This is a genomic window from Phycicoccus sp. CSK15P-2 (genome assembly GCF_016888005.1).
GTDB lineage: Bacteria > Actinomycetota > Actinomycetes > Actinomycetales > Dermatophilaceae > Phycicoccus.
In genome coordinates this window covers 132,226-146,072 of the sequence record NZ_JAFDVE010000022.1, presented here as the reverse complement: position 1 = coordinate 146,072, position 13,847 = coordinate 132,226, and the positions used below count along the sequence as shown (strand labels likewise).

Below are 13,847 nucleotides of genomic sequence, written 5' to 3'. Positions count from 1 at the left end.
GGACATGTCGGACGAGCAGACCGGGGCGGGTGCCCCGATCGAGTTCCGCCCGAGCGCGGAGGCGGTCGTCGTCCCCGAGGGGCCCCGGGACGTCGCGCTCGTCTTCCTCGGTGCCTCGATGGTCGCCGGTGTCGGCGACCCCAAGGGTCAGGGATGGGTCACCCGCGTCGTCGGCCGCACCCAGCACCCCGAGGTCGAGATCACGGCCTACAACCTCGGCGTCCGCGGCGACACGACCGCCGACGTCCTCGAGCGCTGGACCACCGAGGTCCCGCGGCGCTGGCAGGGCCGCACCGAGCGCCGGCTCGTCGTGAGCGTCGGCACGAACGACATCGCGACCGGCATCTCCCTGGCCCGGCACCGGCTGAACCTCGCCAACCTCCTCGACGACGCGGCGACCCAGGGGGTGGGGACCTTCGTCGTGAGCCCCCCGCCGTCGGACGACCCCGAGATCAACGGCCGCCTGGAGATCCTCGTCGAGGCCCAGGCGGACGTCTGCTCCCGGCGCGGCATCCCCTTCGTCGACTGCTACGGCCCGCTCAAGACCCACGACCAGTGGCGCACCGACCTCGCCGCCTCGACGGTGGCGCACCATCCGGGCCAGGCCGGTTACGGGCTCATCGCCTGGCTCGTCCTGCACAACGGCTGGAGCGAGTGGCTCCAGATCGACTGAGCGGCCCGGCTGACCGGCTCCCGGCTCCCGGCTCCCGGCTCCCGGTCAGCCGACCGTGAACACGACCTTCCCCGCCACCTGACCGTCGACCATCCGGCTGAAGCCCTCGCGGGCGTTCGCCCGACCGGTCAGCCGACCGTGAACACGACCTTGCCCGCCACCTGACCGTCGACCATCCGGGTGAAGCCGTCGCGGGCGTCGGCCAGCGGCATCACGGAGTCGACCTGCGGCTCGATCCCGGCGCCGACGACGAAGCGGGCGAGCCGCTCGAGCTCGCTGCGCGTGCCCATCGTGGACCCGACGACCCGCAGCTGCTTGAAGAAGATCTTCGTCAGCTCGGCCTTGGCCGGGGCGTCGCCTGACGTCGCACCCGAGATGACCACGGTCCCCCCGGGCCGGAGGCTGTTGACGCTGTGCGACCAGGTGGCCGCACCGACGGTCTCCATGACGGCGTCGACGCGCTCGGGGAGACGCTCCCCCGACCCGAAGGCGCGGTCCGCCCCGAGCGCCACGGCCTGCTCGCCGCGCGCCTCGTCGCGGCTCGTCACCCACATCCGGATGCCGGCCGCCGACCCGAGCTGGACGAGCGCCGTCGCCACGCCGCCCGCGGCGCCCTGGACCAGGACGGTCGACCCGGGGCCGACGTCGGCGTTCGTGAAGAGCATCCGGTAGGCGGTGAGCCAGGCCGTCGGCAGGCACGCCGCGTGCTCCCACGACAGCTCGGCCGGCTTGGGCACGAGGTTGTGCGCGGGCACCGCGACGACCTCCGCGAGGGTGCCGTCGTACACCTCGGAGAGCAGCGACCGCTTGGCGTCGAGGGTCTCGTCGCCGGTCCAGCCCGGGGAGGCCACGACGGCGTGCACGATCACCTCGTCGCCGTCGGCGGTGACCCCGGCGCCGTCGCACCCGAGAACCATGGGGAGTCGATCGGCCGGGAGCCCGACACCGCGCAGCGACCACACGTCGTGGTGGTTGAGGGCCGCCGTGCGCAGCCGGACGGTGGTCCAGCCGTCGGGCGCCTGAGGGTCGGGTCGCTCACCGACCTCCAGACCGCTCAACGGGTCGTCGGCGGACTGGGACTTCGCATAGGCGGCGAGCATGGTCCCGACACTACCCACGGCTCCGGCTCACCGCCCATGCGGCGTGAGACGGCTCATGAAGCCCGGGTTCCACCTGTCCCTACCAATGGAACCCAGGCTTCACCGCTCGCCCCACCGCAACCCGAACCACGCCCACGTCCGACGTCAGCTCATGAAGCCCGGGATCCATCCGTCCCCACCCACGGAACCCAGGCTTCACCGCTCGCCCCACCGCAGCACAGCGGTTCGATACCAGCCGCGAGACGCTGCCGCGCCAGCCCGTTCGGTGCTGCGGGCCGCCACGCATCAGGCCGGGAGGGCGAGGGTGTGGCGGCGAGTCGCGATGACCGACGGCCGCGGTCGCGCGACTGCCGATGCGTACGCGCGCTCAACCCGCCGAAGTACCGCCTGCGGCTGACTCCGAATCGCGGCCGGCGTGACCCCGATGACGACCACGCCGCTCGCCGAGAGGTCCGCGTCCTGCGAGACGGTCCGGTCCCACGCCACCTGACCGTCGTGAAACGCCTTCGAGTGCACCATCACGGCCAGCGCGACGGTGTCGAACCAGACGTCCGGAGTGGGGAGCGCGGCACCCTCCGCGTCCTGGAGTCTCGGGTTCATCCAGGCCTCGGGGAGCTGCGGTGACCCCTCGAGGAGGGTCAACAGCTCGGACTCGGGGAGGGACCACGCACCGGTCGCCGCTGCCTCCACCGCCCGGCGGGGTCGCGCACTCCAGCGACGGTTGAGCCGGTTGACCCAGGTGAAGAGGTCCGGCACCTCGACGATTCCCCGTTGGACGGCCTCGATCGTCCAGGCCAGTGCGTCCTCCTCCGACGGCGCCCACGTGGCCGCGTCCACGACAGATCGAGCGACGCTGCTGAAGGTGACCATGCTGCCTGCCACGACGTCCGGGTCGGCGAGCCGGGTCGGCCGCACGTCCGCCCACGAGTGCCGGCGTCGTGCTCTGCTCCGCGGCGTGAGCACATGGACCACACCGTGACCCGGGATGCCGGTGACCCCGTGGAAGCGTGCCGCGGCCGGGCCACCGATGACGGCGTCGGGCCCGCCGAGCAGGTAGGCCGCCACGAGCTGCTGTCGCCGGGTCGGCGCATCCGGCTGGAGGAGGACGACACCGGGGAGGAGGACCTGCCAGCGACCTTTCCCGGACAGCCAGTGGATCCTCGCGTCGGTGACGCCGTGAGTGTGCAGCTCAGCACGCGTGACGACCCGGTCGCGGGTGGCGGCGAGCGCGGCCAGGGCAGGGTCGAGGTCCATGAGCCGAGCCTGCCGCGCATGCGCATCGCCGGCGATCGGTCCCGACTCGGGTGTGGACGACCGACGGCTTGCACCAGGCTGTGGACGACGCGCTCATGCATTGTCCGGCGGGCGACATCGCCATGCATCGTCCGGCGGGCCACGCTGTCATGCACCGGGCGATGGACGACGACGCTCTCAAGGAGCGACGAACCTCGTGAGACGACCCGAGAAGCCCGGACTCCATCGGTCGGTACACAACGCCGCTACGGAGCGACGAACCTCGAGAGACGACCTGTGAAGCCAGGCTCAATCGGTCGGTGCCCGACGCCACAACGGAGCGACGAACCTCGTGAAACGAGCCGTGAAGCCTGGACTCCATCGGTCATCACCCAAGAAGTCCGGGCTTCACGGCTCGTTTCACCGCCACTGGCCGAACCGGCCCGGCACGCCGGACGCCCGTCAGGAGTGCCGGGGAGCGGCGTCGAGTGCGGGACCACGCACGTCACGGAGGGGCGTCAGGGGCAAGCAGCACGGGCGTCACGGACAAGCAGCACGTGCGTAGCAGGGCGTCAGGGCCGAGCAGCAGGGACGCCAGGGCCGCGCAGCACGGGCGTCAGGGGTGTGCGGCCGCGTCCGGGAACAGGGCCGGTGCGGCCCGGTGGAGCGCATCACGCCAGTGCGGCAGCGGCTCGAGGCCGTGCTCGGCCCACATGTCGTGGGCCAGCACGCTGTACGACGGCCGCGGGGCGGGGAGCGGGTAGTCCGCGGTGGCGATGGGGCTGACCCGCGCAGGGTCCAGACCGAGCTCCTCGAGGACGGCCTGCGCGAGCCCGTGCCAGGACGTCTCGCCACCGTTCGTCCCGTGCCAGGTGCCGTACGGTGCACCGGCCTCGACGACCCGGGCGATGCCCTCGGCGAGGTCGACGGTCCACGTGGGCTGCCCCACCTGGTCCGCGACGAACCCGAAGGTCTCTCGCTCACGGGCGAGGCGGGCGACCGTGGCCGGGATGCTGCGTCCGTGCGCCCCGTACAACCAGGCGGTGCGGACCACCCAGGTGCGTGGGCACTCGGCCCGTACGGCCCACTCCCCCGCGGCCTTCGTGCGGCCGTAGGCCGAGGCCGGGGCGACCGGCGCGTCGGCGGCGTAGGGACGTGAGCCGTCGCCCGCGACGACGTAGTCCGTGGAGATGTGGACGAGCGCTGAGCCCTCGGCCGCGACCGCGCGGGCGAGGTGGGCGGCGCCGACCGCGTTGACCGCGAAGGCCCGCGCCTCGTCGTCCTCCGCGGCGTCCACGGCGGTGTACGCCGCACAGTTGACGACGACGTCGTGGCCACGGACCGCGGCGGCGCAGGACGCGGGGTCGAGGACGTCGATGTCGGGCAGATCGGCGCCCACGACCTCGTGCCCGCGGCCACGCAGCACCGCCACGAGGTCGGTACCGAGCATCCCGGCGGCGCCGACGACGAGCCAGCGTGCCATCAGCGGGCCAGGACCTGCTGGGTCCGGGCGTACTTGGCCTCGGTGGTCTCCTTGGCGGGCCGCCACCACTCCTCGTGCTCCCGGTACCAGTCGATGGTCGCCGCCAGGCCGTCACGGAAGGTCTCGTACCGGGGGGTCCAGCCGAGCTCCTGGCGCAGCTTGCCGGCCTCGATGGCGTAGCGCCGGTCGTGTCCCGCACGGTCCGTGACGTGGTCGTAGGCGTCCGGCTCCTGGCCCATGAGCTCGAGGATGAGCGCGATGACGTCACGGTTGTTCATCTCGCCGTTCGCCCCGATGAGGTAGGTCTCGCCCGCGCGGCCCCGCTCGACGACCGTCCACACGGCGTCGTTGTGGTCGTCGACGTGGATCCAGTCGCGGACGTTGAGCCCGTCGCCGTACAGCTTGGGACGCACGCCGTCGAGCACGTTCGTGACCTGGCGGGGGATGAACTTCTCGACGTGTTGGCGCGGGCCGTAGTTGTTCGAGCAGTTCGACAGCGTCGCCCGGAGCCCGAAGCTGCGCACCCAGGCCCGGACGAGGTGGTCCGAGCCCGCCTTGGACGCCGAGTACGGCGAGCTCGGCGTGTACGGGGTGTCCTCGGTGAACTTCTTCGGGTCGTCGAGCTCGAGGTCGCCGTAGACCTCGTCCGTGGAGACGTGGTGGTATCGGACGTCGTGCTTCCGCGCGGCCTCGAGCAGCGTGAACGTCCCGACGAGGTTGGTCCGGATGAACGGGCTCGGGTCGGCCAACGAGTTGTCGTTGTGCGACTCGGCGGCGAAGTGCACCACGACGTCGGACCCGGCCACGAGCGGGTCGACGACCTCGGCATCCGCGACGTCGCCCTCGACGAACCGGATGCGCTCGAGCACACCGTCGAGCGACGTCGTCGAGCCCGCGTAGGTCAGGGCGTCGAGCACGGTGACCTCGGCGTCCGGGCGGGTCGCGAGGGTGCGATGGACGAAGTTGCTGCCGATGAAGCCGGCCCCACCGGTGACGAGAACCTTCATGACGCCAGGGTAGTCGTCGGTGGACGGCGAGACGGCTGCCGATAGGCTCGCGGACATGAAGGGCATCGTCCTGGCCGGTGGCTCCGGTACGCGGCTGCACCCCATCACCCAGGGGATCTCCAAGCAGCTCATGCCGATCTACGACAAGCCGATGGTCTACTACCCGCTCTCGACGCTCATGATGGCCGGCATCCGGGAGATCCTCGTCATCACGACCCCCGAGGACGAGGACCAGTTCCGCCGGCTCCTCGGGGACGGCTCGCAGTGGGGCATCCGCCTCGAGTACGCGGCCCAGCCGAAGCCGGAGGGGCTCGCCCAGGCGTTCGTCATCGGCGCGGAGTTCGTCGGCGACGACACCGTCGCGCTCGTCCTCGGCGACAACATCTTCCACGGCACGGGGCTCGGCACCGCCCTGAGCCGGCTCACCGACGTGCGGGGCGGGCACATCTTCGCCTACCACGTGAGCGACCCCACGGCGTACGGCGTCGTCGAGTTCGCCGACGACGGCCGGGTCATCTCGATCGAGGAGAAGCCGCAGCAGCCGCGTTCCGACTTCGCCGTCCCCGGCCTGTACTTCTACGACAACGACGTCCTCGACATCGCGGCGAACCTCACCCCGAGCGACCGCGGCGAGCTCGAGATCACCGCGGTCAACGACGCCTACCTGCGCCGTGGCGACCTCACCGTGACGGTCCTCCCCCGCGGCACGGCCTGGCTGGACACCGGGACGTTCGAGGGGCTCATGGACGCCAGCCAGTTCGTCCACGTCGTCGAGGCCCGGCAGGGCCACAAGATCGGCTGCGTCGAGGAGGTCGCCTGGCGCAACGGCTGGATCGACGACGACGCCTTCCGCGCGCTCGGGGACGCACTCCTCAAGTCCGGGTACGGCGCCTACCTGCACACCTGCCTGTCCCGGGGGGCCGGGCACTGATGCAGGTCGAGCCGCTCGGCATCGCCGGCGCCCTCGTCGTCACCCCGCGCCAGTTCCCGGACGACCGCGGGGTGTTCCTCGAGTCGTTCCGCGGCGACCGTCTGGCCGAGCACCTCGGGCACCGCCCCGACATCGTCCAGACCAACGTCTCGGTGTCATCACGCGGGACGGTGCGCGGCATCCACTTCGCGGACGTCCCGCCCGGCCAGGGCAAGTACGTGACCGTCGCCACCGGTGCGCTGGTGGACTACGTCGTGGATATCCGTGTCGGGTCGCCCACCTTCGGCCGCTCGGAGGCCGTGACGCTCGACTCCCGGGAGCGGCGCGCGGTGTACCTCTCCGAGGGTCTGGGGCACGCGTTCTGCGCCCTCGAGGACGACACGACGGCCGTCTACCTGTGCACCGCCACCTACAACCCGTCGGCCGAGCACGGCACCCATCCGCTCGACCCCGCGGTGGGTCTCGCCCTGCCGGAGGGCGTCACCCCACTGCTGTCCCCCAAGGACGACGCCGCACCCACCCTCGCGCAGGCGGAGGCCGACGGGCTGCTCCCGACCTGGGAGACCTGCCGGGCCTGGGCGGAGCAGCTGGCTCAGCGGGCGAACTGAGCCTCCCACCGGACGATGCTGCGGACCGCGGGGTCCACCTGCTCGGCCATCCGGCCGAACGCCTTCAGGCCGCGGCCGTACGGGTCGGCCACGGGCTCGACCCGAACCGGGAGCTGCCCGAGGGCCATCAGCACCGAGGGCAGCACCCGCCACCGGCCGCGGACCTCCTTGGCCCCCGCGTCGGCGAGGAGGTCGGGCCAGTCGTACTGCTCGTCGACCGCTCGCAGCGCGGTGGCGAGGTCGACCAGCCCGATCGTGCGCCGGTGTGCCGAGGGGCTCTCGTCGAGCACCATCTCGCGGTGGTGGTCGTCCATGACGAGCACGACCGCCTGCTTCTCGACGACCCGCGCCGACAGCAGCCGGGCCTGCGCTCCGGCCGACCGGACCTCCTTGTCCTCGAGGAGCCCGCGGGCCATCGGGTCCATCGGCCGCCCGATGAGCGCATGGGTCCCCGCGCTGGTGACCTGGAAGACACCGGGACGGGCCCAGGAGAGACCCTCCTGGAGGAGCACTGCCGCGTACGGCGACCGGCAGATGTTGCCGGTGCACACCGTGAGCAGGCGGACCGGCTCGTCGTCGGGGATCGCGGCATCGCTCATGACGAGCGCCAGCCTAGGTCACCAGGCCGCTCCACCGGGTACGGACCGTGCAAGGGTCGGTGCGAGAGCACGGACGGCGGAGGCGACCGCGTCGGCGACGCCGTCGTCGAAGACCGACGGCACGATCCGCTCGGCCGTGGGCTCGGGGACCATGTCGGCGATGGCCCGCGCGGCCGCCAGCTTCATCGCCTCGGTGATCCGGGTCGCACCGGCGTCGAGCGCTCCGCGGAAGATGCCCGGGAAGGCGAGCACGTTGTTGATCTGGTTCGGGAAGTCCGACCGGCCCGTGGCGACGACGGCCGCGTGGCGGTGGGCGACGTCCGGATGCACCTCGGGGGTCGGGTTGGCGAGGGCGAACACGATGCCACCCGGCGCCATCGTCGCGACCTGCTCCTCGGGGACCGTGCCGCCGGAGACCCCGATGTAGCAGTCCGCGCCGTCGAGCGCGTCCGCGAGCGACCCGGTCAGCGCGCGGGGGTTGGTCGACATCGCGAGCCGTGCCTTGTGGCCGGCCAGGTCGCGACGGGACGCGGAGACGATGCCCCGCGAGTCGCACACGACGACGTCGCGGACCCCGGCCCGCTGGAGCAGCCGGGTCACGGCCACCCCGGCCGCGCCGGCGCCGGCCACGACGACCCGCAGGTCCTCCAGGCGGCGGTCCAGGACGCGGACCGCGTTGTGCAGGCCGGCGAGGACCACGATCGCGGTGCCGTGCTGGTCGTCGTGGAACACCGGGATGTCGAGCCGTTCGACGAGCCGTTCCTCGATCTCGAAGCACCGTGGTGCCGAGATGTCCTCGAGGTTGATCCCGCCATAGGTGGGGGCGATCCGGGCGATGGCCTCGACGAGCTCGTCGACCGAGCCGGACTCCATGACCACCGGGACCGCGTCGACCCCGCCGAAGTGCTTGAAGAGGACGGCCTTGCCCTCCATGACCGGCATCGCCCCGAGGGGGCCGATGTCGCCCAGCCCGAGGACCGCCGTGCCGTCGCTGACGACGGCCACCGTGCGGCCCCGGGAGGTGTACCTCGCGGCGAGGGTCGGGTCGGCGGCGATGGCCAGCGAGACCTCGGCCACGCCCGGCGTGTAGAGCAGCGATAGGTCACCGCGGTCCCGGAGCGGCTGCGTGGCGTGTACGCCCAGCTTCCCGCCCTCGTGAGCGCGGAACACCGGGCTCTCGGGGTCGAAGGACGGCTGGACGGGAGACGCGGACACGATGGCTCCTCGCGGGGACGCGGGACGACGCCGCGCGCGGGCGGCGTACAGAAAGGAGGTGTGGGTGCGACCCGAGGGATGGGTGCGTCTCGGTCGTCGCGGGCCGGGGGTGACCGGCCTGGGAGCGCCCATCATGGCACAGCGCGGCCGGACCGGCACCGGTCCGCGGTGTGACCCGCGTCGCCCGATCCCATTTCGTAACCCGGGCGTGACGCGGCAGTGGGCCCCCCGATGGCAGGATCGGTCCACCGGCCGGGCTCGCACTGCCCGGCGTCCCCGTGAAAGGACAGCACGATGCTCCGCACCCGCGCGCTGGCTCTCGCCGCCGCCGCCACGACCGCCCTGGCCCTGACCGCCTGTGGCTCGGACTCCCTCTCCGAGGGCTCCGGGTCCGAGGAGTCCACCACGTCGGCGGCGTCCTCCGGCCCGGACGAGGCGCTGGTGGCCAAGCTGCCCGAGAAGATCAAGAGCTCCGGGAAGATCGTCATCGGCACCGACGCCACCTACCAGCCGAACGAGTACCTCGACAGCGACGGCCAGACGGTCATCGGGATGGACGTCGACCTCTTCGACGCCGTGATGGCCCGGTTCGGGGTCGAGACCGAGTGGCAGCCCTCGGCCTTCGACGCCATCATCCTCGGCGTCCAGGCCGGGAAGTACGACATCGGCGTCTCGAGCTTCACCGTGAACCCCGAGCGGATGGAGCAGGCCACGATGGTCAGCTACTTCACCGCCGGGACCCAGTGGGTCACCCAGAAGGGCAACCCGTCGGGCATCGACCCGGACGACGCCTGTGGCAAGACGGTGGCGGTCCAGAAGGGCACGATCCAGGCCGACGAGGACCTCCCGGCCCGCCAGAAGGCCTGCACGGACGCCGGCAAGCCCGAGATCAAGGTGCTCGTCGACGCCGACCAGGCGAAGGTCACCGCCACGGTCCAGTCCGGCAAGGCCGACGCCATGCTCGTCGACCTGCCCCCGGCCATCGCCGCGGTCGACAGCACGAACGACACCCTCGAGCTGGTCGGTGACCAGTACGACTCCGCGCCGTACGGCTACGTCCTCCCGAAGGACCAGACCGAGTTCGGCGAGGCCATCGTCGAGGCGCTCACGCAGCTGAAGGCCGACGGCGCGTACGACGAGATCCTCAAGAAGTGGAAGACCGAGGGCGGCGCGATCGACGACTTCGCGGTCAACCCGTCCGTCTCCTGAGCGTGACGACCACGACGGAGGACCGGCCGGGCCGCATCGAGGCCCGGCCGGTCCGCCACCCCTGGCGCTGGGTGGCGGTGGCCGGCATCGCGGTCCTCGCGGCGATGCTCATCAGCTCGTTCGTCACGAACGAGCGGTGGAACTTCCCGTTCGCCTTCGAGATCATGGTCCAGCGGCCGGTCATCGAGGGCCTGTGGAAGGGCACGATCTTCGGGACGTTCGGGGCCATGGTCATCGGCATCGTCCTCGGCGTCCTCCTCGCCGTCATGCGGCTCTCGACCAACCCCGTGCTGCGGGGCGTCGCCTTCGTCTACACCTGGTTCTTCCGGGCCATCCCGCGCTACGTGCTCCTCGTGCTGCTCGGCACCGGGCTCGTCTTCCTCTACCCCGTGTTCGACATCGGCGTGCCCTTCGGGCAGCAGATCTCCGCGGCGCTCGGGCTGTCCACGGACCTGACCTTCGCCCAGTTCGCCTACCGCGACCTGTCCAGCACCATCTGGGTCGGCGCGCTCGGTCTCGGGCTGTCCGAGGCCGCGTACATGGCCGAGATCGCCCGGGCCGGCATCCTCTCGGTCGACCGGGGCCAGACCGAGGCCGCCCAGGCACTCGGCATGCCTCCCGGCAAGACGATGCGGCGCATCGTGCTGCCGCAGGCCATGCGGGTCATCGTGCCGCCCACCGGCAACGAGACGATCGCGATGGTCAAGGACACCTCGCTGCTCATCGCCGTCCCGGTCATCGTCGAGCTCTTCTACCAGAGCTACCAGTTCGGCCAGCGCACCTTCCAGATCATGCCGGGCATCGTCGCCGGGACCATCTGGTACCTCATCGTCTGCTCGGTCCTCATGGTCGGTCAGTACTTCCTCGAGCGCCGCTTCGGACGCGGCTTCGGCACCGCCCCCGCCGCCCGGACGAAGGCGACCGAGGCCGGGGGCGAGCACTGATGACCACCGACGCCGCCGCGCCGGCCCTCGTCCGCGCACTCAACGTCACCAAGGCGTTCCACGGCGTCGAGGTGCTCAAGGGCATCGACCTCGACGTCCGGCGCGGCGAGGTCGTCGTCCTCCTCGGACCGTCCGGCTCGGGCAAGACCACCTTCCTGCGCTGCATCAACCAGCTCGAGACCATCGACGGTGGCCGCATCTGGGTCGACGGCGACCTCATGGGCTACGACGACCGCGGGGGTGTGCTGCACCGGCTCACCGACCGGCGTATCGCCGCCCAGCGCCGGGACATCGGCATGTGCTTCCAGCGGTTCAACCTCTTCCCGCACATGACGGCGGTCGAGAACGTCGCCGAGGCGCCGGTCCAGGTCAAGGGCATCGGCAAGCGGGAGGCACGCGAGCGCGCCCGCACGCTGCTCGACCGCGTGGGTCTCGCCGACAAGGCCGACAGCTACCCCGCGCAGCTCTCCGGGGGCCAGCAGCAGCGGGTCGCCATCGCCCGGGCCCTGGCCATGGAGCCCAAGCTCATGCTGTTCGACGAGCCGACGTCCGCGCTCGACCCCGAGCTCGTCGGCGAGGTCCTGGCCGTCATGCGTGAGCTCGCCGCCGAGGGTATGACGATGATCGTCGTGACCCACGAGATGGGCTTCGCCCGCGAGGTCGCCGACCGGGTCGTGTTCATGGACGCCGGAGCCGTCGTCGAGCACGGGACGCCCGCCGAGGTCATCGGCCGACCGCAGCACGAGCGGACCCGGGCCTTCCTGTCCCGGATGCACGCGCAGGAGACCGAGCACGCCCGGGTGGCCGCCGAGCACGCTGCCGCGGAGGAGGCCGCCCTGGCCGCCGAGGACCCGGCGGGGTGATCCGCCCGGCCCTCGTCCGGGTGCGCGGCCGTTCGATGCTGCCGACCTACCGCGACGGCGACATCCTGCTCGTGCTCCGCGGGGTGCGTCCGCGGCCGGGCCGTGCCCATGTCGTACGGCTCCCCCCGGACACCTCGGGCCGCCCGCGCCCGCTGTCGGTCAAGCGGGTCACCGGCCCCGACCCGGACGCCGCGGAGCGGTGGTGGGTCGACTCCGACAACCCCGCCGAAGGCGTCACCTCGTTCGACGTGGGCAGCCTTCCGGCGGAAGCGATCCTGGCGGTGGTCGCCCGATTGGTGTGGCGTCCGCTGGGGTAGGTTGAGGGACGACCGCGCGTCCCCATCAGACCTGAGGAGTGACACATGCTGTCCCTGTTCCGCATCACCGACGTCTCGGCCCACTGCGACCTCCCGTGCGGCGTCTACGACCCCGCCCAGGCCCGGATCGAGGCGGAGTCCGTCAAGATGATCTGCCAGAAGGTGGCGGACAACGACGACCCCGACTTCCGCGTCCGCGCGACGATCATCAAGGAGCAGCGCTCCGAGCTCGTCAAGCACCACCTGTGGGTGCTGTGGACCGACTACTTCAAGCCCCCGCACTTCGAGAAGTACCCGAACCTGCACACTCTCTTCAACGAGGCGACGAAGCTCGCCGGCGCGTCAGGCACCAAGGGCGAGTTCGACGAGTCCGTGGCAGACCAGCTGCTCGCCAAGATCGAGGAGATCTCGACGATCTTCTGGGAGACCAAGAAGGGCTGAGTCCCGGCTCGCACCGGTCCCGCACGGCGGGCGCCCCCGACCGGGGCGCCCGCCGTCGTCATGTCGGGCCTGGCTCGGGGAGGGTGACGACGTACACCTCGCCGGAGCCCGCGAGGTCCACGCGCCCCTCCCCCGCCGGCAGGAACGCCGACTCCGCGTCGCCGAGCGCCAGGCTTCCGGTGGTCGAGGTGAGGGTCACGGAGCCTCGCAGGCAGAAGGCGAGCCGGGGGCCGGGGACCTCGGGCAGCGCGCGGCCGGTCGCCACGCGGTGCAGCCGGAAGCAGTCCGAGGCGCTGTCGAAGACCTCGGTCCCCTCGGCCAGGGGGCGCGGCCGACCGGTCACGCCGTCGGCGGTGGTGTCGACGATCCGGAGCAGCTCGGGGACGTTGACCTCCTTCGACGTCAGTCCCGCCCGGACGACGTTGTCGGAGTTCGCGAGCACCTCGACCCCGAGCCCGCGCACGTAGGAGTGCAGGACCCCGGCGGCGACGTCCACGTACTCCCCCGGGTGCAGGACCCGATGGTGCATGAGGAGCAGCACGACGAGACCGATGTCGTCCGGGTGCTGCTCGGCGACCTCGACGACCGCCGCTGCCGCGACGCCGATCTCGTCCGGCTGCTCGGCGAGGCGGAGGCACCCGGCGACGACCTCGCGCGCCAGCCCGGCAACCTCGTCGGCCGGTGTCTCCAGGACCCCCCGGAGCACGGCGTGGGCACGGTCGGTCTCGGAGGACGCGGCCGCCACGATCCGGCTGAAAGCCCGGACGCCGAGTCGCTCGGCGACCTCCGCGACGACCTCCGGGTCGCGCATCCCGACGAACACCTCGAAGGGCGCGACGGCGAGGAGGAGCTCGGGCTTGGCGGAGTCGTCGACGTACACCCGGTCCCCGGTGGTGGCACGGAGCTCGCGGGCCTGCTCGGCGCTCGGGTGGACCTGGATGGAGATGGCCCGCCCGGGCGCGAGCACCTTGAGGAGGAACGGGAGCCGGCGGCCGTGCCGGGCCACGCATCCGGCGCCGAGCTCGGCCTCCGGGTCGGCCGCGACGACGGCCGCGAGGTCGGGGGCACCGGGCCGGTCGGTACCGGCCGGGCCGGTCTCGTGGGCGCCCATCCACAGCTCGGACTCCGGCCTGGAGGTGGGGATCTCCCTGCCCTGAAGGGAGGCGATGGCCACGTGGGAGCCCCAGGCGTCGTGGAAGACGACCGGGGTCAGGTGGTCCACGG

Annotated in this window: 15 protein-coding genes; 8 read left to right on the top strand and 7 right to left on the bottom strand. The window is 72.0% G+C overall.

All coding sequences use genetic code 11. The annotated features are described in order from the left end of the window. Nucleotides 1-4: 4 nt before the first annotated feature. A complete protein-coding gene (locus tag JQN72_RS13485) occupies nucleotides 5-673 on the top strand; it encodes a GDSL-type esterase/lipase family protein (protein ID WP_204135653.1) in 669 nt (222 codons plus the stop codon). 128 nt (nucleotides 674-801) lie between these two features. Here the strand turns inward: JQN72_RS13485 and JQN72_RS13480 are convergent, their stop codons facing one another. The 4 genes from JQN72_RS13480 to rfbB form a co-directional block, all read right to left on the bottom strand. Then, nucleotides 802-1,773 (bottom strand): zinc-binding dehydrogenase, encoded by a 972-nt coding sequence (locus JQN72_RS13480; RefSeq protein WP_204135629.1) that lies wholly within the window; start codon nucleotides 1,771-1,773, stop codon nucleotides 802-804. A 285-nt stretch (nucleotides 1,774-2,058) separates the two neighbouring features. Further along, nucleotides 2,059-3,027, bottom strand: coding sequence for a hypothetical protein (locus JQN72_RS13475; RefSeq protein ID WP_204135628.1), 969 nt, complete (start codon nucleotides 3,025-3,027; stop codon nucleotides 2,059-2,061). 595 nt (nucleotides 3,028-3,622) lie between these two features. After that, the gene (gene rfbD / locus JQN72_RS13470; RefSeq protein WP_204135627.1) at nucleotides 3,623-4,489 is read right to left on the bottom strand and encodes a dTDP-4-dehydrorhamnose reductase; all 867 of its coding nucleotides are present in this window, start codon (nucleotides 4,487-4,489) and stop codon (nucleotides 3,623-3,625) included. Beyond that, nucleotides 4,489-5,496, bottom strand: a complete 1,008-nt coding sequence (rfbB, locus tag JQN72_RS13465; RefSeq protein WP_204135626.1) for a dTDP-glucose 4,6-dehydratase — start codon at nucleotides 5,494-5,496, stop codon at nucleotides 4,489-4,491. The genes rfbD and rfbB overlap by 1 nt, the downstream gene beginning before the upstream one ends. Nucleotides 5,497-5,551: 55 nt before the next feature. Between rfbB and rfbA the strand changes: the two genes are divergently transcribed. After that, complete coding sequence (gene rfbA / locus JQN72_RS13460; protein WP_204135625.1) at nucleotides 5,552-6,427, top strand: glucose-1-phosphate thymidylyltransferase RfbA; 876 nt, start codon at nucleotides 5,552-5,554, stop codon at nucleotides 6,425-6,427. Then, nucleotides 6,427-7,035 carry a dTDP-4-dehydrorhamnose 3,5-epimerase family protein gene (locus tag JQN72_RS13455; protein WP_204135624.1) on the top strand — a complete coding sequence of 203 codons (609 nt, stop codon included), beginning with the start codon at nucleotides 6,427-6,429 and terminating at the stop codon, nucleotides 7,033-7,035. Before rfbA ends, JQN72_RS13455 begins: the two co-directional genes overlap by 1 nt. Here the strand turns inward: JQN72_RS13455 and JQN72_RS13450 are convergent. Next, on the bottom strand, nucleotides 7,020-7,634 hold the full coding sequence (locus JQN72_RS13450; RefSeq protein WP_204135623.1) for a hypothetical protein: 615 nt from the start codon (nucleotides 7,632-7,634) through the stop codon (nucleotides 7,020-7,022). The two genes, JQN72_RS13455 and JQN72_RS13450, sit on opposite strands and share 16 nt — an antisense overlap. A gap of 18 nt (nucleotides 7,635-7,652) precedes the next feature. Beyond that, nucleotides 7,653-8,849 carry an NADP-dependent malic enzyme gene (locus JQN72_RS13445; protein WP_204135622.1) on the bottom strand — a complete coding sequence of 399 codons (1,197 nt, stop codon included), beginning with the start codon at nucleotides 8,847-8,849 and terminating at the stop codon, nucleotides 7,653-7,655. 294 nt (nucleotides 8,850-9,143) lie between these two features. Between JQN72_RS13445 and JQN72_RS13440 the strand changes: the two genes are divergently transcribed. From JQN72_RS13440 to sodN, 5 genes are read left to right on the top strand one after another with little or no spacing between them, the layout of a single operon-like run. After that, on the top strand, nucleotides 9,144-10,058 hold the full coding sequence (locus tag JQN72_RS13440) for an ABC transporter substrate-binding protein (RefSeq protein WP_204135621.1): 915 nt from the start codon (nucleotides 9,144-9,146) through the stop codon (nucleotides 10,056-10,058). Nucleotides 10,059-10,060: 2 nt separating this feature from the next. Beyond that, nucleotides 10,061-11,002 carry an amino acid ABC transporter permease gene (locus tag JQN72_RS13435; protein WP_204135620.1) on the top strand — a complete coding sequence of 314 codons (942 nt, stop codon included), beginning with the start codon at nucleotides 10,061-10,063 and terminating at the stop codon, nucleotides 11,000-11,002. Continuing rightward, entirely contained in the window at nucleotides 11,002-11,865 is an 864-nt protein-coding gene (locus tag JQN72_RS13430) for an amino acid ABC transporter ATP-binding protein (RefSeq protein WP_204135619.1), read from the top strand. The genes JQN72_RS13435 and JQN72_RS13430 overlap by 1 nt, the downstream gene beginning before the upstream one ends. Next, nucleotides 11,862-12,182 (top strand): S24 family peptidase, encoded by a 321-nt coding sequence (locus JQN72_RS13425; protein WP_204135618.1) that lies wholly within the window; start codon nucleotides 11,862-11,864, stop codon nucleotides 12,180-12,182. The genes JQN72_RS13430 and JQN72_RS13425 overlap by 4 nt, the downstream gene beginning before the upstream one ends. Before the next feature lie 45 nt (nucleotides 12,183-12,227). Continuing rightward, complete coding sequence (gene sodN / locus JQN72_RS13420; protein WP_204135617.1) at nucleotides 12,228-12,623, top strand: superoxide dismutase, Ni; 396 nt, start codon at nucleotides 12,228-12,230, stop codon at nucleotides 12,621-12,623. A gap of 58 nt (nucleotides 12,624-12,681) precedes the next feature. On the opposite strand, the gene manA is transcribed toward sodN, so the two are convergent. Then, complete coding sequence (gene manA / locus JQN72_RS13415) at nucleotides 12,682-13,845, bottom strand: mannose-6-phosphate isomerase, class I (RefSeq protein WP_204135616.1); 1,164 nt, start codon at nucleotides 13,843-13,845, stop codon at nucleotides 12,682-12,684. Nucleotides 13,846-13,847: the final 2 nt, after the last annotated feature.